Here is a 25,006-nt window from a genome sequence, read left to right on the forward strand (position 1 = left end):
CAAAGGCCGATGTGCCGGGCGTCAGCTCTCACCGGCGAGAGTCGGCAATCTGCCGTCTCACGTCTGCGTGAGGCCACGGATGGCCGACTCTCGGCATGTGGAGAAGGAGGCGGCCGGCACCCCCGCACGAGCCCCGGAGCGGGAACGTAGGCTCGAGCCAGGCCACGCCGTCGATCGATGAGGACCCCGATGAGCCACACCCCCCACGCCCCCACGCCACCCACGGACCGCGCCCAGCCGCTGCCCCCGAGTGGGTCCACGTGGATCGGCCCCAAGGCGCTGAGCCAGGACCCGCAGCGCGAGGAGCGACGCAAGGAGATCCGCGCCTCCCTCTGGCACCCCTATGAGATCCCGTGGCTGGCGGGCGCCATCATCTTCAACGCCGCCGTCCTCGCCTGGGCCGTGCTCGAGGTGGTCATCGCCTTCGGGAAGGGGCGTGACCCGAACGTCTACGCCGGTCTCCTCATCGCGGCGCCGATCCTCATCTGGTTCGCGCGCGGCCAGATCTTCGCCCGCCTGCGCTCCAACGGCGTCAAGGTGAGTCCCACCCAGTACCCCGAGGCGTACGCGATGGTCGAGGACGCCGCCAACCACTACGGGCTCGCCCGCATCCCCGACGCCTACGTCGTGCTCGGCAACGGCGCGATCAACGCCGCCGCCTCCGGTCACGGCTACCGCCGCTTCATCTTCATCTACAGCGACCTCTTCGAGGTGGGCGGCCGCACACGCGACCCCGACGCGCTCGCCTTCATCATCGGCCACGAGGTCGGCCACATCGCCGCCGGTCACACGAGCTACTGGCGCCTCCTGGCGACCTTCGGCAGCCAGTTCATCCCCTTCGTGGGATCGACCCTGAGCCGCACGCAGGAGTACACGGCCGACAACTTCGGCTACAGCTATCGGGCACACGGCAGCCCGGGCGCCATCGGGACGCTCGCAGGCGGCAAGTACCTCAACCGGACCGTCGACGTGAACGCGCTCGCCGACCGCGCGGAGACGGAGAAGGGGTTCTTCGTCTGGCTCGGCAACGCGACGTCGACCCACCCCGTGCTCACGTGGCGGGCGCACGCCCTGCGGGATCGGTCTCAGCCGGGACGCATCCTGCTCCGACCACACCGCTCGGGGTGGACGGCGCCGGAGCCGGCGCCGCGAGTCGACGCCTGACCTAGCGTGGACATCATGATGCGACGCGCCCTCAACGCGGCCCTGCGACTGCTCACGCCGCGGGCGCGACGGCACATCCCGACGGGCATCGTGCCCGACGCGGCCGCTGGGCGAGCCCGCTCCCAGCGACCGACCGGGGTCGAGGCCGCCCGCGGGGCCGCCTACCCGGGCGACTTCACCGGCCGACCCGAGGTCACCTACGTGGCCGACCCCGACGGTCAGCCCGATCCGGGCGAGGTCGTGTGGACGTGGGTCCCCTACGAGGAGGACCACTCACGCGGCAAGGACCGACCCGTGCTGCTCATCGGGCGTGATGGCGGCTGGCTCCTCGCGTTGCCGTTGACGAGCCGCGACCACGACCGCGACGCCGAGCAGGAGCGATCGGAAGGTCGCGAGTGGGTCGACATCGGCTCGGGCGACTGGGACAGGAAGGGGAGGCCGAGCGAGGTGGGCGTGCACCGCATCCTGCGGATCGACCCGTCGACGGTGCGCCGCGAGGGCGCCATCCTGTCGCGCGAGCGGTTCGACGAGGTCGCCGCCGCGCTCCGGAGCCGTTGGGGCGCCTGACCCGCCCCGGGACAGACGAGGTGCCCGTCACCGAATCGGTAACGGGCCCCTCGTCAGGTCAGCAGAGGGTGACGCTCAGAGAGCGGCGACCTTCTTGGCCAGGGCCGACTTCTTGTTGGCGGCCTGGTTGGCGTGGATGACGCCCTTGCCGGCGGCCTTGTCGAGCTTCTTCGACGCGAGGACGAGGGCCTTCTTGGCCTGGTCGGCGTCGCCGGACTCGACGGCCTCGCGGACCTTGCGGATCCACGTGCGCAGCTCGCTCTTGGCGGCGCGGTTGCGCTCGGTGCGGATCGCGTTCGTCTTGACGCGCTTGATCTGGGACTTGATGTTTGCCACAGGAGTTCTTTCTTGATGGTGGTCGGGTTGCCGTTTGAGGGCGGCAGACCGCCTCGGGACCGGAGTGGGGACACCGTGGGAGAGACGGGCTGGGTCATGCCTGCATGCGCGCACGACCTGAGCGCGCACGCAAGGGACAACGGTACCAGCGCGGCGCCAACGGCCCAAAACGGCCGACCCGCCACACACAGACCCCGGCCGGCGCCACGAACCGTGGCCCCGCCGGGCCGGACTCAGCGGGGCGCGACGCCCGCGGCCGTCCCCTGACGCTCCCCCACGATGGTGAGCACCGCCTTCTCGACGGCGTAGTACGGGTCGGAGCGGCCGCCCTTCGCCGCGCCGCCGCCCTTGACCGCGAAGTCGGCCGCGGCCACGGCCTGGATGGCCCGACCCAGGGCCGCTCCGTCCCACCCGGAGAGCGAACGACGGGCGCGGTCGACCTGCCACGGAGCCATCTTGAGGTCGCGAGCGATGGTGGCCGAGTTGCCCCGGCCAGCCGCGCCGACCTTCGCCAACTGCCGCAGCTGGCTGGCCAGCACGGCGACGATCGGCACGGGGTCGACGCCGACGGCGAAGGCGTGCCGCAGCAGGCGCAGGGCCTCGTGGGTGTTGCCGGCGATTGCGGCATCGGCGACCTGGAAGCCCGTCGCCTCGACCTTGCCCCCGTGATAGCGCATGACGACGTCGGCATCGATGACCCCGGTGGTGTCGTCGATGAGTTGCTGGCACGCCGACGCCAACTCGCGCACGTCCTTGCCGACGGCCTCGATCAGCGCCGTCACGGCCTCGCCGGTCGCCTTCCGGCGCGCGCGCCGGAACTCGTGCGCCGCGAAGTCGGCCTTGTCCCGGTCCGACTTGATGGCGGGCGCTTCGATGAGGCGGGCGCGGGCCTTCTTGAGGGTGTCGAGCACCTTCTTGCCGCGGTTGCCGGACTTGTGGAGCACGATGAGGGTGATGTCGTCGGCCGACGTCGCGAGCAGATCGAGAAGGTCGGTCTGCAACTCGTCCGGGGCCTCGTCGAGGTCGTGGACGACGATCGCCTTGTCCTCACCGAAGAGGGACGGGCTCGCGTGCGTGATGAGCTCGCCCGCCTCGTAGGTGTCTGCCTGAAGGTGGATCACCTCGACGTCGGGGGTGGCCACCCGCAGGTCATCGATCAGCTGTGCGACGGCCCGATCCGCGAGGACGCCCTCAGGTCCCTGGATGAGGACGAGCGGGGGCACTCGGTGGGCCACGTCGACGGTGTCGGTCACGCGCCCCAGCCTGCCACGGTGCACCGACGACCCAGGACCCGGCGACGCCTGACCGGCGGTGACCGCGTGTCCGACGACCAGCTCCTCAGCCGAGGTCGAGCGTGCCGCCGTCGCCGAGGGTCAGCCCGAGCCCGCTCAGCCGGGCCTCGATCACCTCGGTCGGCAACTCCATCGACTCCGCGAGCTCCTCAAGGCCGAGGCCGAGCTCGACGCCGTCGCGCAGTTCCTCGTCCTCCTGGTCGCTCCACGCGTGCCCCTGGGTGACGGCCGTGCGCGGCGCGTCCGCCCGCGGCGGAGCGGACGCCACGGGACGCGGGTGCTCGGCGCCGTCGCCGCCGGTGGCCCCGGCGGTCCCCTCCATCGCGGCCACGGGCAAGGCCCCGGTGAGCCCGCGCTTGGCGGGCTCCGCCACGGGCAGGGGCGCCGGCGCCGTCTCGTCGAGCCGGGCGAGTGCGCCCAGGACGAGGTCGCGGTCCGTCGTCGGCCAGAAGGGCGGCAGCGAGCGCTGCAGGAAGCCGGCGTAACGCGCGGTCATCATGCGCGAGTCGAGGAAGGCGACGACCCCGCGATCGTCACCGCGGCGGATGAGGCGGCCGGCGCCCTGCGCGAGACGCAGTGCCGCGTGCGTGGCGGACACCGCCATGAACCCGTTGCCGCCCATCCGCTGGATGGCTTGGGTGCGCGCCGAGCTCAGCGGGTCGTCGGGACGCGGGAAGGGGATCCGGTCGATGAGCACGAGCTGGCACGAGGACCCCGGCACGTCGACTCCCTGCCACAGGGTGAGCGTGCCGAAGAGACACACCGCCGGGTCCCGTGCGAACTGGCGCACGAGGGTCGTGATCTGGTCCTCGCCCTGACAGAGGAAGGCGATGTCACCCTCGGCCCCCTTCTGGGCGAACCGCTCCCGCATGGCCTCGGTGGCCTCCTTCGCCGCTCGCATCGACGAGAACAGGCCGAGCGTGCGGCCGCCGGCCGCCCGGATGAGCGCCTCGATCTCGTCGAGCAACTGGGGGCTCAGCCCGTCGCGGCCCGGTGGCGGCAGGTGTTGAGCGACATACGCGATGGCCTGGCCGGGATAGTCGAAGGGGCTGCCCACGTCGAGGCCGGTCCACTCCGGGGAGCGCTCGCCCCGCAGGCCGATCGTGCCGGCGACGGCGTCGAAGCTGCCGCCGAGCTCGAGGGTGGCCGAGGTCAGGACGACGGTGCGCTCCTCGAAGATCTTGTCGCGCACGAGCATCGCGACGGACATCGGCGCCACCCGCAGCACACTCCCCCGGCGCGGGTCGTTGCTGATCCACACGACGTCGAGCTCGCGGTCCTCGAGGATGCGGGCCGCCGTCTCGTGGATGTCGTCGATCGCGGCGCGGGCGACCTGCCGATTGCCGTCGGCCTGCTCGCCCTTCTCGGGCTTGAGCTCGGTCTGCACCGTGCGGGTCGTGTCACGAATCCGCGCCAGCGCCAACGCCAACGAGTCGGGCAGCCCGGCCATGAGCCGACCCTCGGGCAGGTCCTCGAGGACGCTCTCGAGGAAGGTCCCCGCGTCGTCGACGGCCTCGGTCGAGTCCGCCAGTCGGCGGGCGCGCTTGGCCGCGGAGGCGACCATCGACCCGGTCAGTTCGTCGGTGACCGTGGACGTGACGCGGTCGACGAGCTCGTGGGCCTCGTCGATGACGAGGACGTCGTGCTCCGGCAGCATCTGCCGGCCCTCGAAGGCGTCGATGGCCATGAAGGAGTGGTTGGTGACGATGACGTCGACGCCCTTGGCGGCCTCGCGGCTGCGCTCGACGAAGCACTCCGCGACGAGCGGACACGTGCTGCCGAGGCACTCCTGGGCCGTCACCGACACCTGTCGCCAGGCGCGCTCGCTGACGCCGGGGACGAGTTCGTCGCGGTCGCCGGACTCGGTCTCCTCGGCCCACTCCCGCAGCCGGACGATCTCCTTGCCGAGCCAGCCCGCCTGGGCGTCCGCCTCGCCGACGCCGAAGAGACCCTCGTCGTCGTCGGGGAAGCCACCCTCGAGCTTGTGGGCGCACACGTAGTTGCGCCGCCCCTTGACGAGGCCATAGGTCGGGCGCCGACCGAGGGGTCCGGCGAGCGCGTCGGCCAGCCGGGGCATGTCGCGGTCGACGATCTGCGCCTGCAGCGCCAGTGTCGCGGTCGCGACGACGGCGGGCTTGCCCACCTTCATCGCGTGTGCCACGGCGGGCACGAGGTAGGCGAGGGACTTGCCCGTGCCGGTGCCCGCCTGCACGAGCAGGTGGGTGCCGGTGTCGACGGCGGTCTCGACCGCCTTCGCCATCTCGACTTGCCCGGGACGCTCGTGGCCACCGACCCCGGCCACGGCGACGTGCAGGAGGGCATCGAGATCGGGTCGGCTCACCGGATCACCCTAGGCGCTGCCGCCGACGACGTCGGACCCCGCTCAGACCGCGCCCGGCTTCTGCATGAGGCCGCCGTCGGCAAAGATCGTCGTCGCCGTGATGTAGCGGGCCGCCTCCGAGGCGACGAAGGTCGCCAGCTGCCCCATCTGCTGGGGTGTGCCGATGTAGCCGAGCGGGATCGCGGCCTCGAGGGCCTTCGTCTCGGCCGGGGTGTCCTCGTCGTTGATCGGGGTGTCGATGGCACCGGGCGCGATGTTGACGACGCGCACGCCGTGCTCCCCCAGCTCGACGCCCGCGTTGCGCGTGAGCATGCGCATGCCGCCCTTGCTGACGCAGTACGCCAGGTCGCTCGGCATCGGCCAGTCCTCGTGCGTCGAGGACACATTGATGACGACCCCGCCGTCACCCTGCCTGATCATCTGCTCGGCCGCGAGCTTCGTACCGAAGGTCGCCCCCTTGAGGTTGATGGCCATGAGGAGGTCGTACTTCTCCTCCGTCAGGGTCAGCAGGGTCTCGCCGAACTCGACGCCGGCGTTGTTGACCATGACGTCGAGGCGACCGAAGGTCTCCACCGCGGTGGACACGAGCATGGTGAGGTCGGCGACCTTGCTGACGTCGGCCTTGACGGCAATGGCGCGCTCGGCACCGCCGAGCTCATCGACCATCTGCGCGGCGTACTCGGCGTTGCCGACATAGTCGATGACCACCTTCGCGCCCTGGGCGGCGCACTCGCGCACGATGCCCTCACCGATGCCACTGTTGCCGCCGGTGACGATGACGACCTTGTCCTGCAGGGAGCCGGTCGGGGTCCTGGTGTCGCTGCTCATGCGTTGTCTTCCCTCTCGATGCGGATGTCGCGGTGGGCGGTCAGGATGAGGTGGGCGACGAGGGCCGTCCAGCCGGTCTGGTGGCTGGCGCCGATGCCGGAGCCGGTGTCGCCGTCGAAATATTCGCTGAACGTCGGGTGGGCCTGCCACAGCGGCCCGGTCGGCACGTGCCGCGGGTCGCTCGGGCGCCGGCCGTCGTCACCGACCCGGAAGAGGCTGATCAACCGCTGCTCGAGTCCGAGCGCGACCTCCCTGAGCGGGGTCTGCTGGCCCGAGCCGGTCGGGAACTCGACGGTGAATTCACGCGCCATGTCGACCGCGTACGTGCGCAGGGCATCGGTGAGCAGCACGTTGACCGGGAACCAGACCGGGCCGCGCCAGTTCGAGTTGCCGCCAAACATGCCGTTCTCGGACTCGGCCGGCGCGTAGCGCACCGGCAGGTCCTCGCCCGCGATGGTGACGCTCGTCCCGTCGCGGTAGGCGGCGGAGAGACTGCGGATCCCGTGGGGGGCGAGGAACTCCCCTTCGTCCAGCATGCGCGCGAGCACGCGGCCGAGGCGATCGGGCGGCAGGAGCGAGAGCGTCGTGTCGGGCTGGCCCTCGTACTCGGTGTGCACGACGCCCTCGGTCAGCTCCGGTCGCCGCTGGAGCAGCCACTGCAGGCGCGCCGTGAAGTCCGTGAGCTCCGCCGGAACCCAGTCCGGTTCGACGGCGACCGCCATGAGCGGGAGCAGACCCACCATGGAGCGGATCCGGATCCGCGTCTGCGTGCCGCTGTCGTCGACGATCGAGTCGTAGAAGAAGCCGTCCTCGTCGTCCCACAGGGAGATGTTCGTCGTGCCGAAGTTCTCCATGGCGTCGGCGATGGAGAGGAAGTGCTCGAGGAACTTCGTGGCGGTCTCGTCCCAGGCCGGATCGACCCGGGCCAGTTCCCAACTGATCCGCAGCATGTTGAGGCAGAAGAACGCCATCCAGCTCGTCGCGTCCGACTGCTCGAGCCGCTGCCCGTCCGGCATCGGCTGGCTCCGGTCGAAGGGGCCGATGTTGTCCATCCCGAGGAAGCCGCCCTCGAAGAGGTTGGACCCGTCGCTGTCCTTGCGGTTGACCCACCAGCCGAAGTTGAGCAGGAGCTTGGTGAAGGCGCGGACGAGGAAGTGGTGGTCCTTGGCGCCGTCGAGGGAGTAGACCTGCCAGACCGCCCATGCGTGCACGGGCGGGTTGACGTCCGAGAAGTTCCACTCGTAGGCGGCCATCTGGCCGTTGGGGTGCATCGCCCACTCGCGACACATGAGGACGAGCTGCTCCTTCGCGAAGGCCGGGTCGACGTGCGCCAGGGCCACGCAGTGGAAGGCGAGGTCCCACGTGGCGAACCAGGGGTACTCCCATTCGTCCGGCATCGAGATGACGTCGGCCAGGGCCAGGTGCGACCACGAGGTGTTGCGCCCCTCCGGCTCGGGACGGCGGCGCTCGAGCGGCGCGGGCAGCTGACCGGGGTCGCCGTCGAGCCACTCCCGCACGTCGAAGCGGTAGAGCTGCTTGCACCACATCAGGCCGGCGAAGGCGCGGCGCGCGATGAGGCGGTCCTCGTCGCCGATGTCGGCCGGGATGACCGCGGCGTAGAACTCGTCGCTCTCGTGGCGTGCGCGACCGAGCACGTCGGCGGCGTCGTCGAGGGTGGCCGGGGCACCGCCGAGACCGTCCTCGCGCACGAGGCGCAGGCGCACGGTGACGCTCTCCCCCGGCGCCACGGCGTCGAACTGCCACCAGAAGGCCGCCTTCGTCCCGGTGCCGGCGGCGAGCGCCGACTCGTCGCCGTGGACGATGGCGTTGTTGATCGCGTCCTTGGGGTGCTCCGGCTGGTCGTCCTCGGTGCCGAAGGTGGCCAGCTGGTTGGTCTCGTTGTCGCACAGCAGGATTCGCGCCCCCTCGCTCGCGACGACGTGGTAGCGACCGAGCCAATCGTGGTCGGTGACGAGCGTGGGGTGGGAGTCGTCGCCGCCGGCCGTGATGTGCGGATAGCGCTCGTCACGCCCCCACGACCACGTGTTGCGGAACCAGACGTGTGGCGCGAGGTGCAGGGGCGCCGCCTCGGGACCGTGGTTGGTCGCCTCGATCTCGATGACGATGTCGGTCGGGGTCGCCTTCGCGTGCCGGACGACGACGTCGAAGAAGCGGTCCTCGGCGAGGACGCCGGTGTCGGTGAGCTCGAACTCGGGGTCCCCGAAGCCGCGCGCCGCGTTCTCGGCCACGAGCTGCTCGTAGGGGAAGGCGGCCTGCGGGTAGCGGTAGAGGTACTCGGCGAAGGAATGCGTCGGGGTGGCGTCGAGGTGCCACCAGTACTCCTTCGCGTCCTCACCGTGGTTGCCCTCCGGTCCGGAGAGGCCGAAGAGGCGTTCCTTGAGGCGGTCGTCCTGGCCGTTCCAGACCGCGAGCCCGACGTTGAGGAACCCGTAGCGGTCGGTCAGGCCGGCGATGCCGTCCTCACCCCAGCGGTAGGCGCGGGTGTGCGCGTGGTCGAAGGGGAAGAAGTCCCACGCCTCGCCGTCGGGCGAGTAGTCCTCGCGGACGGTCCCCCACTGGCGGCCCGAGACATAGGGCCCCCACAGGCGCCATTCGTCCTCGCCCCGCGGGGCTTGGCTCAGTCGGGCGTGCTCGGCGGTCCTGGGCTGGGTCTGCTCATCGCTGTCGGCCACGCCGCCCACTCTGGCAGCGCTCGCCGGTCATGCCAACCCGGACAGCCCCAACCCGCGCGTTCGCCCGACGCGCTCCCGGCCTGCGACGATGGGGCGGACATGACGACAGCCAGCAGTTCGACGATGCCGACCCCCGCCCTCGACGTACCCACCGGAGCGTCCGAGGACGCCGTACTCGAGGCCGTGACCTCGTGGGTCACGACCCGCGGGATGGCCCTCTATCCCCATCAGGAGGAGGCGTCCCTCGCCCTCCTCGGGGGCGACCACGTCATCCTCGCGACGCCGACCGGCTCGGGGAAGTCGCTCGTGGCCATCGCCGCCATCGCCGGCGCCATGGCTCGCGACGACGTGGCCTTCTACACGGCGCCGATCAAGGCCCTCGTCAGCGAGAAGTTCTTCGAGATGTGTCAGGTCTTCGGCGCCGACAACGTCGGCATGCTCACCGGCGACGCCTCGGTCAACGCCGATGCGCCCGTCATCTGCTGCACGGCGGAGGTCCTGGCCAACATCGCGCTGCGCGAGGGCGCCGACGCGGACGTGGGCCTCGTCGTCATGGACGAGTTCCACTACTACTCCGAGCCCGAGCGCGGCTGGGCGTGGCAGGTCCCGCTGCTGGAGCTGACGAAGTCGCAGTTCCTGCTCATGTCGGCCACCCTCGGCGACGTCACCTTCTTCGTCGACGACCTGGCCCGGCGGACCGGCCGGTCCACCACCGTCGTTGACGACGCGGAGCGGCCCGTGCCGCTCTCCTTCACGTGGTCCATGGAGCCGCTCACCGAGACGCTCGAGGAGCTGCTCACGACCAAGCAGGCCCCGGTCTACGTCGTCCACTTCACCCAGAAGGACGCCGCGGAACACGCCCAGTCCCTGCGCACCCTCTCGGTCCTGACGAAGGAGGAGAAGGCGGAGGTCGCCGAGCGACTCGCCGGCGTCCGCTTCGCGGCCGGCTTCGGGCGCACCCTCGGCGCGCTCCTGCGCCGCGGGATCGGCGTCCACCACGCCGGAATGCTCCCCCGCTATCGGCGTTTGGTCGAGCAGCTCGCGCAGGCGGGGCTGCTCAAGGTCATCTGCGGCACCGACACCCTCGGCGTCGGGATCAACGTGCCGATCCGCACGGTCCTCTTCACCGGCCTGACGAAGTTCGACGGGACGAAGCACCGCGTGCTGCGCGTGCGCGAGTTCCAGCAGATCGCGGGGCGGGCGGGACGCGCCGGCTATGACACCTCGGGCAGCGTCGTCGTACAGGCGCCCGAACACACCATCGAGAACGCCAAGGCGCTGGCGAAGGCGGGCGACGACCCGAAGAAGCTGCGCAAGGTCCAGCGGAAGAAACCGCCGGAGGGCTTCGTCGTCTGGACCGAGGAGACCTTCGACAAGCTCGTCACGGCGCCACCCGAGCAGCTCATGTCCCGCATGCGCGTCGACAACTCGACCATCCTCAACGTCGTCGCCCGCCCCGAGGATGCCGTCCCCGTCCTCAGCCGGCTGACCCGCGACAACCACGAACACCCCCGCAACCAGGCCAAGCTGGCCAAGCGCGCGATCAGCCTGGGCCGCTCGCTGCTCGACTCCGGGGTGCTCGTCCGACTGCCGGAGCCCGACGCCGACGGCCGGACGGTGGCGCTCACCGAGGACCTGCGGGACAACTTCGCCCTCAACCAGCCGCTGGCGCTCTACGCCGTGGCCACGTTGGACACGCTCGACCCCGAGTCCCCCACCCACTTCCTCGACGTCGTCTCCGTCATCGAGGCCGTCCTCGAGGCACCGCGTCCCGTGCTCGTGGCGCAGCAGTACGCCGCCCGCGGCGAGGCCGTCGCCGAGATGAAGGCGGACGGCATCGAGTACGAGGAGCGGATGGAGCGTCTCGAGGAGGTCACCTGGCCGCAGCCGCTGCAGGAACTGTTGACCGCGACCTTCGAGACCTATCGGCAGAGCCACCCGTGGCTGCCGGTCGACGCGCTCGTCCCCAAATCCGTCGTGCGCGACATGTACGAGCAGGGCATGACCTTCACCGACTTCGTCGGTCGCTACCAGCTGGCCCGCTCCGAAGGGCTCGTGCTGCGCTACCTCAGCGACGCCTACCGCACCCTTCGCCAGACCGTGCCGGACCAGCACCGGACCGAGCAGCTCGACGACCTCGTCGAGTGGCTCGGCGAGACCGTGCGTCAGACCGACTCCTCGCTGCTCGACGAGTGGGAGGCGCTGACGGATCCGGCCTCGGTGGCGGCCGCCGCCGCGGCGGTCTCGCACCACGAGGCTCCGCCCCCGCCGCGCCCGATCACCCAGCGCGAGCGCGCCTTCCGGGTCATGGTGCGCGGCGCGATGTGGCGCCGGGTCGAACTGGCCGCACGCGACGACCTCGCCGGGCTCGCCGCCCTCGAGCAGCAGCAGGCGGAACTCGTCGACCCGCCCCGCGACATCCTCATGGACCGCGCCGCCTGGGACGAGGCGCTCGGCGCCTACTGGGACGAACACGACCGGATCGGGACCGACGCCGACGCGCGCGGGCCGCACCACCTGCGGATCACACCCGAGCACGGCCCGCGACCGGGCGAGCGCGACCCCGAGGGCGATCACCGCCTCTGGCTCGTGAGCCAGACACTGGCCGACCCCGAGGGCGACGGCGACTGGATCATCGAGGCCACGGTCGACCTCGACGCCTCCGACGCTGCCGGCGAACCCGTCGTCCTGGCGACCGCCCTGCGCCGGCTCTGAGGGGCTGCCGCGAGCGCGGATCGCCCGGCGCGTCACGCCCAAAAACGCTGGTCCTGTGGGACATTCATGGGATGAGCACCCACACGGACGTTCCCGGCGACAGCGGCCTCGAGGCCGTCAAGCGGGGCGGTATCGAGACCACCGGCATCGAGATCATCGAGGAGTCGGCCCGCACCGCGCGGCCGCGTGACCTCTTCTGGCCGTGGTTCGCGGCCAACGTCTCCGTCTTCGGCATCTCCTACGGCAGTTACGTCCTCGGGTTCGGGATCTCCTTCGCGCAGGCCGTCGCCGTCGCCGTGATCGGCATCGTCGTGTCCTTCCTGCTGTGCGGCATCATCGCCATCGCCGGCAAGCGCGGCTCGGCGCCGACCATGGTGCTGTCCCGGGCCGCCTTCGGCGTGCAGGGGCAGAAGCTCCCAGGCGTCGTGAGCTGGCTCGTCTCGATCGGCTGGGAGACCTTCCTCGCGATCATGGCGACGTTGGCGACAGCGACGATCTTCCGTCAGCTCGGATGGGCGCACGGCAACGCCGTCAAGGTCATCGCCATGCTCGTCATCGCGGGCCTGATCGTGACTGCCTCGGTCGCTGGCTATCACCTCATCATGCGGATGCAGTCGGTCCTCACCTGGCTGACGGGCATCGCCACCATCGCCTACATCCTGCTCACGCTCGACCACGTCAACTGGTCGGCCGTCACCGCCCTCGAGTCCGGGCCCATGCAGGCCGTCGTCGGCGCGCTCGTCATGGTCATGACCGGGTTCGGCCTCGGCTGGATCAACATCGCCGCCGACTGGTCGCGCTACCAGCACCGTGAGGCCGCCGGATCGCAGATCGTCCTGTGGAACACCATCGGCGGCGCCCTCGCACCCGTCGTGCTCGTCCTCTACGGCCTCCTGCTCGCCGGCTCCGACGAGAAGCTGAGCGCCGGCATCGTCACCGACCCGATCGGCACCCTCGGCACGATCCTGCCGACGTGGTTCCTGGTCCCCTTCCTCATCGCCTCGGTGCTCGCGCTCGTCAGCGGCGCAGTCCTGGGCATCTACTCCTCCGGCCTGACCCTGCTCAGCCTCGGCGTGAAGATCCCGCGCCCCGCGGCCGCCGGGATCGACGGCATCATCCTCACCCTCGGCACGATCTACGTGGTCTTCTTCGCCGAGTCCTTCCTCAGCCCCTTCCAGTCCTTCCTCATCACGCTCGGCGTCCCGCTGGCCGCTTGGGCGGGCATCATGATCGCCGACATCGCGCTGCGCCGTGAGGACTACGACGACGCGGCCCTCTTCGACGCTCGCGGGCGCTACGGCGCGGTGGACTGGGTCTCGATCGGCACGATGATCGTCGCGTCCGTCATCGGCTGGGGACTGGTCGTCAACAGCTTCGCCACGGACGCCTCGTGGAACAACTGGCAGGGCTACCTGCTGGAGCCCCTCGGCCTCGGCACGTGGGTCGATGACCCCGCCGGCCCCTACTGGGACGGCGCCTGGCCCTACGCCAACCTCGGCGTCCTCCTCGCGCTCGTCCTCGGCTTCGTCGTCACCTACGTGGCGCGGCGCGCGAAGGTGCGTCGCCAGGAGGCCATGTGAGCGCCGGGTCGCAGGGCGCCGACGGCGGTCCCTGGCTGCTCGTCATCGACCCGCAGCGCATCTTCGCCGACCAGGCCTCCGAGTGGGGTTCGCCGATGTTCGCCGACGCCATCCCGGAGATCACCCGGCTCGCGGAGGCCTTCGCGGGACGCACCATCGTGACGCGCTGGGTGCCCGGCGACGAGCACCCCGGCTCGTGGGGCCCGTACTTCGAGCGGTGGACCTTCGCGGACCGGCCCGACGACGATCCCCTCTTCCACCTCGTGCCCGAGGCCGTCGGCCTGACCGACCGGCCGACCCTCGACGTCACGACCTTCGGGAAGTACGGGCCGGAGCTGACGGCGATCACGGGCGAGCACCCGCAGCTCGTCCTCACCGGGGTCGCGACGGACTGCTGCGTCATCGCGACGGCGCTCGCCGCGACCGACGCCGGCGCGACCGTGACCGTCGTCAAGGACGCCTGTGCCGGCTCGACCGCGGAGAACCACGCCGCGGCCCTCACCGTCATGGGCCTCTACGAGCCGCAGATGACGGTGCGCACGACCGACGAGGTCCTCGGCGACCTCTGACCCCTCGGCCCCTCCCCCTTCGCGCCCCGTCTGCCTCTCCCCCTTCGCGCCCCGTCTGCCCCTCCCCCTTCGCGCCCCGTCTGCCCCACCAGTATCGGGTCACCCGATACTGGCAGCGTTACCCGACTTCGCATGTCGGGTGAAGCGCGCCTTTGTCGGGTGAAGCAAGAGCGGATCGACGCGTCAGCGCCGGCCGTCCGCCGTGAGCGGCTGTCCATCGAGTGACCGTGCCAACTGGACGCTGTCCCGCTCGTCGCCCGGCGCGACGCGAATGAACCGTGGGATGCGGCCGACCTCGACGTAGCCGCACCGTTCGTAGAACGCTCCGACCCCCGTACCACTTCGGTAGTCCAGGGTGGCGACCACGCCCCCGTCCTCGCGCGCCAGGCGGTGCATGCCCTCCATGAGCCGGAGGCCCAACCCTCTGCGGCGAAAGGTGGGGTCGGTCATGATGCGACGACCCATCCGAACGTGCCCGACGAGAGGGTTGCGGCTGCGAGTCCACCACCCCAGCCCGAGGATGCGACCTTCGTCGTCGCGCAGCAGACAGGCGAATTGGCGCCCTTCCGCCATCTCCCCTTCGTGCACCGCGAGTGTCGCGGCCACCTCCACCCGGGAGGCGCCGGGGAGAAACCCCACGGCGCCACCCGCGTCGTTCACGGCGCACCACAGGCCGAGCACCTCATCGCGCTCCTCGTCACTCAGCACGTCGAGCCGCGTGACGACGAGGGAATCGGGCCTGGGTGCCGGGGTCATCGCGACAGTGTGCCAGCGCCCGGCCGTGCCGTCTGGTCGGCCTCCGGCAGTCGCCCGAGTCGACCCGAAGACCGCTTCACCCGACAAACGCGCGCTTCACCCGACATGCGAAGTCGGGTAACGCTGCCAGTATCGGGTGACCCGATACTGGTGGGGCAGAGGGTGCGTGCGGGTGGGCAGAGGGGGCGTGCGGGGGAGGCGAGCGAAGGGGAGGACGGGCGGTCAGCCGGCGAAGGCGCCCAGCTCGGCGGCGAGGTCGCCGTTGACGCGGGCCACGACGCGGGTGCCCTCGCCGACATGCTCGCTGTCGAGGACCTCACCCTCCTCGTGGATGCGGTTGACGAGATCGCCGCGCGAATACGGCACGAGGACGTTCACGTCGACGCTCGGACGGGGCAACTCCTCGGCGATGAGCGCGAGCAGCTCGGGGATGCCCTCGCCCGTGCGCGCCGAGACGGCGATGGAGTACTTCTCGTGCAGCCGCAGGCGATCGAGGACCTCCGGGTCGGCCAGGTCCGCCTTGTTGACGACGATGACCTCCTTGACGTCGGTGGCGTCGACGTCGGCGAGGACGGCCCGCACGGCGCTGATCTGGCCCTCGGGGTCGGGGTGGCTCCCGTCGACGACGTGCAGCAACAGGTCGGCGTCGGCGACCTCCTCGAGCGTCGACCGGAAGGCCTCGACGAGCTGGTGCGGCAGGGCGCGCACGAAGCCGACGGTGTCGGTCAGCGTGTACTCACGCCCATCCGCGGTCTCGGCTCGGCGGACGGTCGTGTCCAGGGTCGCGAAGAGCTGGTTGTCGACGAGCACGCCGGCGTGGGTGAGCCGGTTGAGCAGCGTCGACTTCCCGGCGTTGGTGTAGCCGGCGATGGCGACGCTGGGCGTGCGGCTGGCCAGCCGGGAGCCACGCTTGGTATCGCGGTGCGTCTTCATCCCGGCGAGGTCACGCCGCAGTTTGGCGATGCGGGTGTTGATCCGGCGGCGATCGAGTTCGATCTTCGTCTCACCGGGACCACGCGAGCCCATGCCCTGACCGCCGGCGGCCTGACCACCGGCCTGCCGGGACATCGACTCACCCCAACCACGAAGGCGCGGGAGCAGATACTGCAGTTGGGCCAGCTCGACCTGGGCCTTGCCCTCACGGCTCTTGGCGTGCTGGGCGAAGATGTCGAGGATCAGGGCCGTCCGGTCGATCACCTTGACCTTGACGACGTCCTCGAGGGCGCGCCGCTGGCTCGGCGCCAACTCGGTGTCACAGACGACGGTGTCGGCGCCCTCCGCGATGACGATGTCACGCAGCTCGATCGCCTTGCCGGAGCCGAGGTAGGTGCTCGGGTCGGGCCGGTGGCGTCGCTGCAGCACGCCCGCGAGAACCTCGGACCCGGCGGTCTCCGCGAGGGCGGCGAGCTCACGAAGCGAATTCTCGGCGTCCTCGACGGTGCCCTCACCCCACACCCCGGCGAGCACGACACGCTCGAGCCGGAGCTGGCGGTACTCGACCTCGGTGACGTCCTCGAGTTCGGTGGAGAGGCCGCTGACGCGGCGCAGTGCGGCGCGCTCCTCGCGCTCGAGCTGGTCACCATCGGTGCCGAGGTCGTCGACGAGGAACCCGTCCTCGTCGGCGAGGGCAGAGGCCTTGTGGTCGAAAAGGTGCTGTGAACGGTCAGTCATGTTCCTCCAAGGATCGCACTGACGGAACGCCGCTGGCGACCGCTTTACTCCCCGCGCCTCAGCCGTGCGCGCGCGTGCGGATGTCGATGACCTCGGTCCGCATGGCGTCCGCCTTCTCGTCCTCGGTCATCTGTTGCGACTCGAGCTCGGCCTCGACCCGGCGGCGATAGCTCTCGACCTCGCGCGTGATGGTGGCCTCGTCCCAGCCGAGGACCTCACCCATGAGGCGCGCGGCGTGCGGCGCCGCGAGCGTCCCGCGGTCGGGGGTCTCGATGGAGATCCGCGTCCGCCGGGTCAGCACGTCGGTCAGGTGCAACGCCCCCTCGTGGCTCGCGGCGTAGACGACCTCGACGGCGAGGTACTCCTCTGCCCCGGTGAGGGGCTCCCGCAGCTCGGGGCGCTCCGCCGCGAGCTGCAGCAGGTCGGTGGCCATGGAGCCGTAGCGGTCGAGCAGGTGGGTGATCCGCCAAACCGGCATCTCGTGTCTGCGGGCCAGGGTGTCGAGCTGGTTGACGAGGGCCTGATACCCCTCGGCCCCCACGAGCGGGATGTGCTCGGTCACGCTGTCGGGCACACCGGGCGACAGGTCCTCGCGTGCGGTGTCGACGGCGTCCGCGGCCATGACGCGATAGGTCGTGTACTTGCCGCCGGCGATGGAGATCAGCCCGGGCTGGGGTCGGGCGACGGCGTGCTCGCGGCTGAGCTGCGACGTCTCCTCGCTCTCCCCCGCGAGCAGGGGCCGCAGCCCGGCATAGACGCCCTGGATGTCGTCGTGGGTCAGTGGCGTCGTGAGCACCTCGTTGACCTGGGCGAGCAGATAGTCGATGTCCGTCTTGGTCGCGGCCGGGTGTGCCCGACTGAGATCCCAGTCGGTGTCCGTCGTCCCGATGATCCAGTGGGTGCCCCAGGGAATGCAGAAGAGGACCGAGCTCGCCGTGCGCAGGATGAGGCCGGTCTCGCTGTTGATCCGGTCGCGGGCGACGACAATGTGGACCCCCTTCGAGGCGCGGACGTGGAAGCGGCCGCGACCGCCGGCCATGCGCTGGATGTCGTCGGTCCACACCCCGGTGCAGTTGATGACGACCGCGGCATCGACGCTCACCTCGGCGCCCGTTTCGACGTCCATGACCGTGGCGCCGACGACCCGCTCCCCCGCGTGCTCCAGCCCCGTCACCTTCGCCGACGACAGGACCGTGGCCCCGTAGGCGGCGGCCGTGCGGACGACGGTCATCGTGTGGCGAGCATCGTCCGCCTGGGCGTCGTGGTAGAGCAGCCCGCCCTCGTGGAAGTCGGCGCGCAGGGCCGGCGCGAGCTTGTGCACGCCGCGCTTGCTCAGCTGCTTGGTGCGCGGGACGGAGCGGGCGCCGCCCATCTGGTCGTACATCGTCAGACCGGCCGTGACGTACGGCCGCTCCCAGACCCGATGGGTCAGCGGGTAGAGAAAGGAGACCGGCTTGACCAGGTGCGGCGCGATCCGGGTCAGCATGAGTTCGCGCTCCTTCAGCGCCTCACGCACAAGGGCGAAGTTGAGCTGCTCGAGGTAGCGGACGCCGCCGTGGAAGAGCTTGCTCGAGCGGGACGACGTGCCCGAGGCCCAGTCGCGCTGCTCCACGAGGGCGACCTTCAGCCCGCGCGTCGCGGCGTCGAGGGCGACGCCGGCGCCGGTCACCCCACCACCGATGACGAGCACGTCGAAGGAGTCCTCGGCGAGGCGGGCCCAGGCGCGCGCTCGCAGGTCGGCATCGAGCTTGGTTGGGGTGGGCACGGGCCCATTGAACCAGCCGAGTGGGTCCGGTCAGGGACCGGAGCGCCCGCGCACCCTCCGGATCGGCGACAATCGCGGGATGTCAGAGCCGACCTACGTCCTCGCCATCGACCAGGGCACGACGAGCACCCGCGCCGTCGTCGTCGACCACGACGGTCGCTTCGTCGCCAGCGACCAGCTCGAGCACGCCCAGATCTTCCCGCGGGCCGGCTGGGTCGAGCACGACGCCCTCGAGATCTGGGAGAACACCCGCCGCGTCATCGGGGGCGCGCTCGGCAAGGGCAACCTCAACAGCGCCGCGATCGTCGCCGTCGGCATCACGAACCAGCGCGAGACCGTCGTCGTCTGGGATCGCACCACCGGTCAGCCCGTGCACCACGCCATCGTCTGGCAGGACACGCGCACCCAGGCACTCGTCGACGAGCTCGCGACGGACGGCGGGCCGGAGCGCTTCAAGCCGATCTGCGGCCTGCCCCTGGCGACCTACTTCTCCGGCCCGAAGATCCGCTGGATCCTCGATCACGTCGACGGCGCCCGCGAGCGGGCCGAGGCCGGAGAGTTGCTGGCCGGAACGATCGACACGTGGGTCCTGTGGAACCTCACGGGCGGCGCCGACGACGGCGGCATCCACGTCACCGACGTCACCAACGCCTCGCGGACGATGCTCATGGATCTGCGGACGCTCACCTGGGACGAGGCGACGTGTGCGGCCATGGGGGTGTCGATGGCGATGCTCCCGGAGATCCGCTCGTCCTCGGAGGTCTACGGCACCTGCAAGCCCGGCATCCTCGACGGCGTCCCCGTCGCCGGCATCCTCGGAGACCAGCAGGCCGCGACCTTCGGCCAGGCCTGTCTGCGGCCGGGCACGGCGAAGAACACCTACGGCACCGGCAACTTCATGCTGCTCAACACGGGCACGGAGATCGTGACGAGCGAGGCGGGCCTGCTCACGACCGTCTGCTACCGCCTCGGCACCGAGCCGGCCGTCTATGCCCTCGAGGGCTCCATCGCCGTCACCGGATCGCTCGTCCAGTGGCTGCGCGACAACCTCGGGATCATCCGCTCGGCCCCGGACGTCGAGCAGCTCGCGCTGAGTGTCGAGGACAACGGCGGCGTCTATTTCGTGCCGGCGTTCTCCGGCCTCTTCGCACCGCACTGGCGCCCGGACGCGCGCGGCGTCATCGTCGGACTCACCCGCTTCGCGAACAAGGGCCACATCGCCCGGGCGGCGCTGGAGTCCACGGCGTACCAGACCCGCGAGGTGCTCGACGCGATGCAGGAGGACGCCGAACGCGCCGGCGGGCGCCTCACCGAGCTCAAGGTCGACGGGGGCATGGTCGCCAACGAGATGCTCATGCAGTTCCAGGCGGACATCCTCGGTGTCGACGTGGTCCGGCCGAAGGTGGCCGAGACGACGGCGCTCGGCGCCGCCTACGCCGCCGGGCTCGCCGTCGGCCACTGGGCCTCCACCGACGAGATCACCGCCAACTGGGCCGAGGACCGGCGCTGGAGCCCGCGCCTGGACCCGGCGGAGCGGGAGCGCCTGCTGCGCAACTGGGCGAAGGCGGTCACCCGCACCCTCGACTGGGTCAACGACGACACCCGCTGACCCGCCACGCGGGACCACCTAGTCTGGCCCGCGTGAGCACGAACGAGAGCGGCGGCGACCACTACTTCACGGCGGACCCCGCGAGCGACGGCGAACGCCGCCGGATCGGTGTCGAGCTCGCCGGTCGACGGGTCGACGTCGAGGTCGCGCCCGGCATCTTCAACCCGCAGGGCGTGGACAAGGGGACGCGGATCCTGCTCGCCGAGGTCCCCGACCCGCCGACCGAGGGCACCTTCCTCGACCTCGGCTGCGGCTGGGGACCCATCGCGCTGACGCTCGGGCTGCTCGCCCCCGCGGCGCAGGTGTGGGCCGTCGACGTCAACCGTCGCGCCCTCGACCTCACGCGGCGCAACGCGACCACCCTCGGTCTCGGCGGCATCCACGCGGTCGAGGCGCACGAGGTCCCGCAGGGGGCGACCTTCGACGTCATCTGGTCCAACCCGCCGATCCGCGTCGGCAAGGCCGTCCTGCACGACCTCATGCTGACCTGGCTGCCGCGGCTGGCGCCGGGCGGTCGCGCCTTCCTCGTGGTGCAGAAGAACCTTGGCTCGGACTCGCTCCAGGAGTGGCTCGAGGCCCACCTCCCGGACGGATTGACCGTCGGGCGATGGGCCACGAGCAAGGGGTTCCGCGTGCTCGTCGTCGAGCGGGACTGACGCGCGTCGGTCCCGCTCGACGCGGGCTCAACTCACTGCGGGTCGACCACCATGGCCGATCCACCCTGGGCGCGGGTCGTCTCGGCCGCCGACGTGAAGGTGAGTGGCGACTCGTCGGCGTGGACCCGGATGGCGGAGCCGTTGCCGATGACCTCCTGCAGCGAGAGCACGTGCCCGAGGGACCGCAGGTGGTCACCGTCGGGACCGGAGAAGATCGCCGCCTCCGCGTTCTCCCGACCGTTGCGGGACGACAGTCGCGGCGCGGCCACGGCGTCGACCAGCTCGAGGTCGCGGTCGATGTAGCCGGTGAGGATCTGCGCCACCGTCGTGATGATCGTCGCGCCGCCGGGGCTGCCCGCCGAGAGGTAGGGCTCACCGTCGCGCACGACGAGCGTCGGGCTCATCGACGAGCGCGGCCGCTTGCCCGCGGCCGGCAGGTTCGGGTCCGGGACCCCCGAGGTGACGGGCGCGAAGTTGAAGTCCGTCAGCTCGTTGTTGAGCAGGAAGCCGTAGCCGGGGACCGTGATGCCGGATCCGCCGTACTGCTCGATCGTCAACGTGTACGCGACCTGGTTGCCCCACTTGTCGGCCACGGTGAGGCTCGTCGTGTGGGTCTCTCCCCCGGGCACCTTCGTCGTGCCTGCGGCCGCGTCGGCGCAGCCGGCGTAGTCACCGTCGGGAGTGCCGAAGGGGACCGGCCGCGGCAGCGCCGCGTCCTCGGTGAAGAGGCAGGCCCGCTCGTCGGCGAAGTCCTGCGAGAGCAGCTCCTCCGTGGGGACGCCCTCGACGTCACCGATGTAGCGGTTGCGGTCGGCGAAGGCGGTCGCCGACGCCTCGCTGAACCAGTGCAGGTAGTCGGCCGTGCTGAGGTCGGCGACCTTCTTGCCGGTGCGCTTCTCGTAGGACTCGAGCAGGTTGAGGATCTCGCCGACGGCGATGCCGCCGGAGCTGGGCACGGGCATGCCGTAGACGTCGAGCCCGCGGTAGTCGGTGTGCGTGGGCTCGCGCACGAGTGCCTCGTAGTCGGCGAGGTCCTCCATGGTGATCTGGCCCGACATCACCTCTACGCCGGGGGCGGTGGTCGGGTCTTGCGCCTCGGCGACGATCGCCCGGCCCAGGGCGCCCTCGTAGAGGGCGTCGACCCCCTTCGTCCGGACGGCGCGCAGCGCCTTGCCGAGGTTGGGGTTGGTGAAGGTCGACCCGACTGCGGGTGCCTCACCGCCCGGCATGAAGGTGTCCACCGTCTCGGGAAACATCGAGAACCGCTCGGCATTGGAGAGGGTGGCGTCGTGGAAGTACTGGTCGACGGTGAAGCCCTTGGTTGCCAGCTGCTCGGCTGGACGCAGCGCTTGGTTGAGCGACGTGGTGCCGTAGCGCTTGAGGGCGAGATCCCACGTCGCGGGCGTGCCGGGGACGCCGACCGAGAGGCCGGAGTTGACGACCGTCTCGAAGTCCATCGGGGTGCCGTCCTCCTCGAGGAAGACGTCCTCCGTGAAGGTGGCCGGCGCGGTCTCGCGCCCGTCGATGGTCTCCACCGTGCCGGTCTTCCCGTCTCGGTGGACGAAGAACCCGCCGCCGCCGAGGCCGGAGGCGTAGGGGTCCGTGACGCCGACGGCCGCGGCGACCGCGATCGCGGCGTCGGTGGCATTGCCGCCCTTGCGGAGCACGTCGATCCCGACCTGGCTGGCGTCGCGGTCCACGGAGGCGACCGCACCACCGCCGCCGTACATGACGGGGACCTTGGGGAGGTCCTGGCCCGGCGGATGCTTCGTGCCCTTCGCTGTCGGTGCCCCTGCGGCCGTGGTGGCGGAGGGGCTTGCGGAGGCCGACGTGCCGGCGACGAGCGCGAGGCTCGAGGCGCAGACCGCGGCCAGGGTCCAGGTACCTCTCTTGGCTGCCATGCATCGACGCTAGGACGACCCGGCCGCTCCCGCATCTTGGACCAACCGGTAACCCGGCGCGATCAGATGAGAGTGGTGTGCCCGTCCGCGACGAGGACTGCGGGCCCGACGAGCTCGACCTCGCGGCCGGGCAGCGGTCGCACGGTGAGCTGCCCACCGGGGACCTGAACGGTCCATTCGGTGCTCGGCTCGCTCTCGCCGGCCCAGTAGGCGCTGGCGAGGGCGGCCGCGCAGACCCCGGTGCCGCAGGAGCGGGTCTCGCCGACGCCGCGCTCGTGCACACGCATCGACAGGGCCCCGGGACCGGTCACCCGCACGAACTCGACGTTCGTCCCTTCGGGGGGCAGCGGATTGACGACCGGCGCGTCGAGCAGGTCCAGCCCCGCGAGATCGACGTCGGGCGGCAGGGCGACGACGGTGTGCGGGTTGCCCATGTCGATGCTCAGCGCGGAGTAGGGCTGGGTCTCGTCGTCGACGTGCACGAGGGCGTCGAAGCCGTCGGCGGTGGCGCGGTCCTCGTCGGCGAACCGCCACTGCCCCATGTGGACGGCGACCAGGTCACCCTCGAATCGGATGCGCTTGGTGCCCGCACGGGTGGCGATGAATAACTCGTCGGCGGTCTCGAGCCCCTCCCGCCGCAGGTAGGCGGCGAAGACTCGGGTGCCGTTTCCGCACATCTCGGCGATGGACCCGTCGGCGTTGCGGTAGTCCATGAACCACGCCGCGACCTCGGCCTGCGCGGCGACGTCCGGCTCCTGCGCCGCACGGGTCGGCACGACGCGGATCACCCCGTCGCCGCCGATCCCGGCGTGACGGTCGGCGAGCCGCGCGACGTCACCGGCGCTGAGGTCGCGCGTGCCCTCGAGGTCGGGCACGAGAACGAAGTCGTTCTCCGTGCCATGTCCTTTGGTGAAACGCAGCCCCTGGGTGAACCGCACGCCGTCGCGCGCGTCATCGGTCGGGGTGAAGGGGACGTGGTCGCTCATGCATCCATCATCGGTCATCGAGGCGCCGTATCGATCGCCCGGATCACGTCCAGGGCCCGGGCGGTGAGATCGGGCGCGTGCGGGTCGAGCCAGTGCACGCGGGGCTCGGGACGGAACCAGGCCAGTTGACGCCGGGCGAACCTGCGGGTGTTGACGATGATGTCCTCCGCCACAGCCGGAGTGATCCGCGAGCCCGTGGGGAGGGCGAGCACCTCCGCGTAGCCGAGCGCCCGGGCGGCGGTCCGCGACTGCCGCAGTCCGGCCGCGTCGAGGGCCCACACCTCATCGGCCAGCCCCGCGTCGACCATCTCGTGCACACGCTGACCTATCCGCTCGTAGAGCAGGGCCCGGTCGGGCTGGAGTCCCACCATGACCGTGGGCCGCAGGAAGGTGCGCGTCGGCATCGTCGCCGAGAAGGGACGCCCCGTCAGTTCGATGACCTCCAACGCCCGGATGATCCGGCGGACGTTGTTGGGTTCGATGGCGACCGCGGCCTCCGGGTCGCGCTCGCGCAGCTCGGCGCGCAGCACGTCGGCACCCTCGGCGGCCTCGCGTGCCTCGATCGCGGCCCGCACCTCCGGGTCGGTCGGCGGGATCTCGAGGACGTCGAGCGCCGCGCGCACGTAGAGGCCTGAGCCACCCACGAGGATCGGCCGACGGCCGCGGGCGAGGATGTCGTCGATCGCCTCGCGCGCCTGGGCCTGGTAGCGGGCGACCGTCGCCTCCTGCGTGACGTCGAGGACGTCGAGCAGGTGATGGGCGATCCCCCGGCGCTGCGCGACGGGCAGCTTGGCGGTGCCGATGTCCATGCCGCGGTAGAGCTGCATGGCGTCGGCGTTGACGACCTCACCGCCGAGCGCCTCGGCGAGGTCGAGTCCGAGGTCGGACTTGCCGCTGGCGGTCGGGCCGACGACGGCGACGACCGGTGCGGTGCTCGGGCTGGCGAGCGAGCCGGTGCTGGCGAAGGGGATGGGATCAGTCCTCGTCGTCGTGCCCGAAGGGGTCGACGTCCACCCCGGGCATCCACGTCGTGCCGGGCACGCCCCAGCCCTCCTTCTTGATGGCCTTGCGGGCCCGCTTGGACCAACGCTCGTTGAGGCGATCGACGTAGAGGAAGCCGTTGAGGTGGTCGTATTCGTGCTGCATGCACCGCGCAAACCACCCGGTCGCCTCGAAGGCGATCTCATTGCCGTCCATGTCGACGCCGCTCACGCTCGTGGACAGACCACGGCGAAGGGGGAACGAGAGACCGGGTACGGACAGGCAGCCCTCGGACTCCTCGTCACGGTCGGGCTCGCCGTCGGCGGGGCGGGAGGATTTCACGTAGGGGTTGATCAGGTGCCCCTGCGCCGGCACGCCGTCGGCGTTGTCCATCTGCCACGTGAAGACACGCAGTCCCACGCCGATCTGCGGCGCGGCAAGACCGACGCCGTGGGCGGCGTCCTGGGTCTCGTACATGTCGGCGATGAGGCGGCGCAGATCCGGACCGAAGTCGGTGACGGGCTCGGCGCGGCGGTGGAGCACGGGCTCCCCGGTGACGGTGATGGGACGAACGGGCATGGGGCCATTCTGGCAAA

The 25,006-nt window shown here is 71.0% G+C and carries 19 protein-coding genes; 7 read left to right on the forward strand and 12 right to left on the reverse strand.

Going from position 1 to position 25,006, the window contains the following annotated elements; genetic code table 11:
- The first annotated feature begins 189 nt into the window (after positions 1–189).
- Both ACQBAS_RS07795 and ACQBAS_RS07800 read left to right on the forward strand, forming a co-directional pair.
- Positions 190–1,164, forward strand: a complete 975-nt coding sequence (locus ACQBAS_RS07795) for a M48 family metallopeptidase (RefSeq protein ID WP_427383242.1) — start codon at positions 190–192, stop codon at positions 1,162–1,164.
- A gap of 15 nt (positions 1,165–1,179) precedes the next feature.
- On the forward strand, positions 1,180–1,731 hold the full coding sequence (locus ACQBAS_RS07800) for a type II toxin-antitoxin system PemK/MazF family toxin (protein WP_427383243.1): 552 nt from the start codon (positions 1,180–1,182) through the stop codon (positions 1,729–1,731).
- Positions 1,732–1,806: 75 nt separating this feature from the next.
- On the opposite strand, the gene rpsT is transcribed toward ACQBAS_RS07800, so the two are convergent.
- The 5 genes from rpsT to ACQBAS_RS07825 form a co-directional block, all read right to left on the reverse strand.
- Positions 1,807–2,067, reverse strand: coding sequence for a 30S ribosomal protein S20 (rpsT, locus tag ACQBAS_RS07805; protein WP_427383244.1), 261 nt, complete (start codon positions 2,065–2,067; stop codon positions 1,807–1,809).
- A 233-nt stretch (positions 2,068–2,300) separates the two neighbouring features.
- Positions 2,301–3,320, reverse strand: coding sequence for a DNA polymerase III subunit delta (holA, locus tag ACQBAS_RS07810; RefSeq protein WP_427383245.1), 1,020 nt, complete (start codon positions 3,318–3,320; stop codon positions 2,301–2,303).
- An 85-nt stretch (positions 3,321–3,405) separates the two neighbouring features.
- Positions 3,406–5,700, reverse strand: coding sequence for an ATP-dependent DNA helicase (locus ACQBAS_RS07815; RefSeq protein WP_427383246.1), 2,295 nt, complete (start codon positions 5,698–5,700; stop codon positions 3,406–3,408).
- A 42-nt stretch (positions 5,701–5,742) separates the two neighbouring features.
- Positions 5,743–6,528, reverse strand: a complete 786-nt coding sequence (locus tag ACQBAS_RS07820) for an SDR family NAD(P)-dependent oxidoreductase (protein ID WP_427383247.1) — start codon at positions 6,526–6,528, stop codon at positions 5,743–5,745.
- Complete coding sequence (locus ACQBAS_RS07825) at positions 6,525–9,221, reverse strand: MGH1-like glycoside hydrolase domain-containing protein (RefSeq protein ID WP_427383248.1); 2,697 nt, start codon at positions 9,219–9,221, stop codon at positions 6,525–6,527. Before ACQBAS_RS07825 ends, ACQBAS_RS07820 begins: the two co-directional genes overlap by 4 nt.
- A 99-nt stretch (positions 9,222–9,320) precedes the next feature.
- Between ACQBAS_RS07825 and ACQBAS_RS07830 the strand changes: the two genes are divergently transcribed.
- The 3 genes from ACQBAS_RS07830 (at position 9,321) to ACQBAS_RS07840 (ending at position 14,085) form a co-directional block, all read left to right on the forward strand.
- A complete protein-coding gene (locus ACQBAS_RS07830) occupies positions 9,321–11,936 on the forward strand; it encodes a DEAD/DEAH box helicase (RefSeq protein WP_427383249.1) in 2,616 nt (871 codons plus the stop codon).
- A gap of 71 nt (positions 11,937–12,007) precedes the next feature.
- Positions 12,008–13,516 carry a purine-cytosine permease family protein gene (locus ACQBAS_RS07835; protein WP_427383250.1) on the forward strand — a complete coding sequence of 503 codons (1,509 nt, stop codon included), beginning with the start codon at positions 12,008–12,010 and terminating at the stop codon, positions 13,514–13,516.
- Positions 13,513–14,085 carry a cysteine hydrolase family protein gene (locus ACQBAS_RS07840; protein WP_427383251.1) on the forward strand — a complete coding sequence of 191 codons (573 nt, stop codon included), beginning with the start codon at positions 13,513–13,515 and terminating at the stop codon, positions 14,083–14,085. Before ACQBAS_RS07835 ends, ACQBAS_RS07840 begins: the two co-directional genes overlap by 4 nt.
- A 183-nt stretch (positions 14,086–14,268) precedes the next feature.
- On the opposite strand, the gene ACQBAS_RS07845 is transcribed toward ACQBAS_RS07840, so the two are convergent.
- From ACQBAS_RS07845 to ACQBAS_RS07855, 3 genes are all read right to left on the reverse strand, one after another.
- A complete protein-coding gene (locus ACQBAS_RS07845; protein WP_427383252.1) occupies positions 14,269–14,841 on the reverse strand; it encodes a GNAT family N-acetyltransferase in 573 nt (190 codons plus the stop codon).
- A 222-nt stretch (positions 14,842–15,063) separates the two neighbouring features.
- Positions 15,064–16,512, reverse strand: a complete 1,449-nt coding sequence (gene hflX / locus ACQBAS_RS07850) for a GTPase HflX (RefSeq protein WP_427383253.1) — start codon at positions 16,510–16,512, stop codon at positions 15,064–15,066.
- Positions 16,513–16,570: 58 nt separating this feature from the next.
- Positions 16,571–18,277: a glycerol-3-phosphate dehydrogenase/oxidase gene (locus ACQBAS_RS07855; RefSeq protein ID WP_427383254.1), complete on the reverse strand. Its 1,707-nt coding sequence runs from the start codon at positions 18,275–18,277 to the stop codon at positions 16,571–16,573.
- Positions 18,278–18,356: 79 nt separating this feature from the next.
- Between ACQBAS_RS07855 and glpK the strand changes: the two genes are divergently transcribed.
- Together glpK and ACQBAS_RS07865 are read left to right on the forward strand one after the other, a co-directional pair.
- The gene (gene glpK, locus ACQBAS_RS07860; protein WP_427383255.1) at positions 18,357–19,886 is read left to right on the forward strand and encodes a glycerol kinase GlpK; all 1,530 of its coding nucleotides are present in this window, start codon (positions 18,357–18,359) and stop codon (positions 19,884–19,886) included.
- 32 nt (positions 19,887–19,918) lie between these two features.
- Entirely contained in the window at positions 19,919–20,542 is a 624-nt protein-coding gene (locus tag ACQBAS_RS07865) for a class I SAM-dependent methyltransferase (RefSeq protein ID WP_427383256.1), read from the forward strand.
- Positions 20,543–20,574: 32 nt separating this feature from the next.
- On the opposite strand, the gene ggt is transcribed toward ACQBAS_RS07865, so the two are convergent.
- From ggt to def, 4 genes are all read right to left on the reverse strand, one after another.
- Positions 20,575–22,443 (reverse strand): gamma-glutamyltransferase, encoded by a 1,869-nt coding sequence (gene ggt / locus ACQBAS_RS07870; protein WP_427383257.1) that lies wholly within the window; start codon positions 22,441–22,443, stop codon positions 20,575–20,577.
- Between the two features lie 62 nt (positions 22,444–22,505).
- Positions 22,506–23,429: a diaminopimelate epimerase gene (gene dapF / locus ACQBAS_RS07875; protein ID WP_427383258.1), complete on the reverse strand. Its 924-nt coding sequence runs from the start codon at positions 23,427–23,429 to the stop codon at positions 22,506–22,508.
- A gap of 14 nt (positions 23,430–23,443) precedes the next feature.
- Positions 23,444–24,400, reverse strand: coding sequence for a tRNA (adenosine(37)-N6)-dimethylallyltransferase MiaA (miaA, locus tag ACQBAS_RS07880; protein ID WP_427385602.1), 957 nt, complete (start codon positions 24,398–24,400; stop codon positions 23,444–23,446).
- 4 nt (positions 24,401–24,404) lie between these two features.
- Positions 24,405–24,989 carry a peptide deformylase gene (def, locus tag ACQBAS_RS07885; protein ID WP_427383259.1) on the reverse strand — a complete coding sequence of 195 codons (585 nt, stop codon included), beginning with the start codon at positions 24,987–24,989 and terminating at the stop codon, positions 24,405–24,407.
- Positions 24,990–25,006: the final 17 nt, after the last annotated feature.

Source organism: Janibacter zhaoxuefangae (assembly GCF_050271985.1).
Taxonomy (GTDB): Bacteria; Actinomycetota; Actinomycetes; order Actinomycetales; family Dermatophilaceae.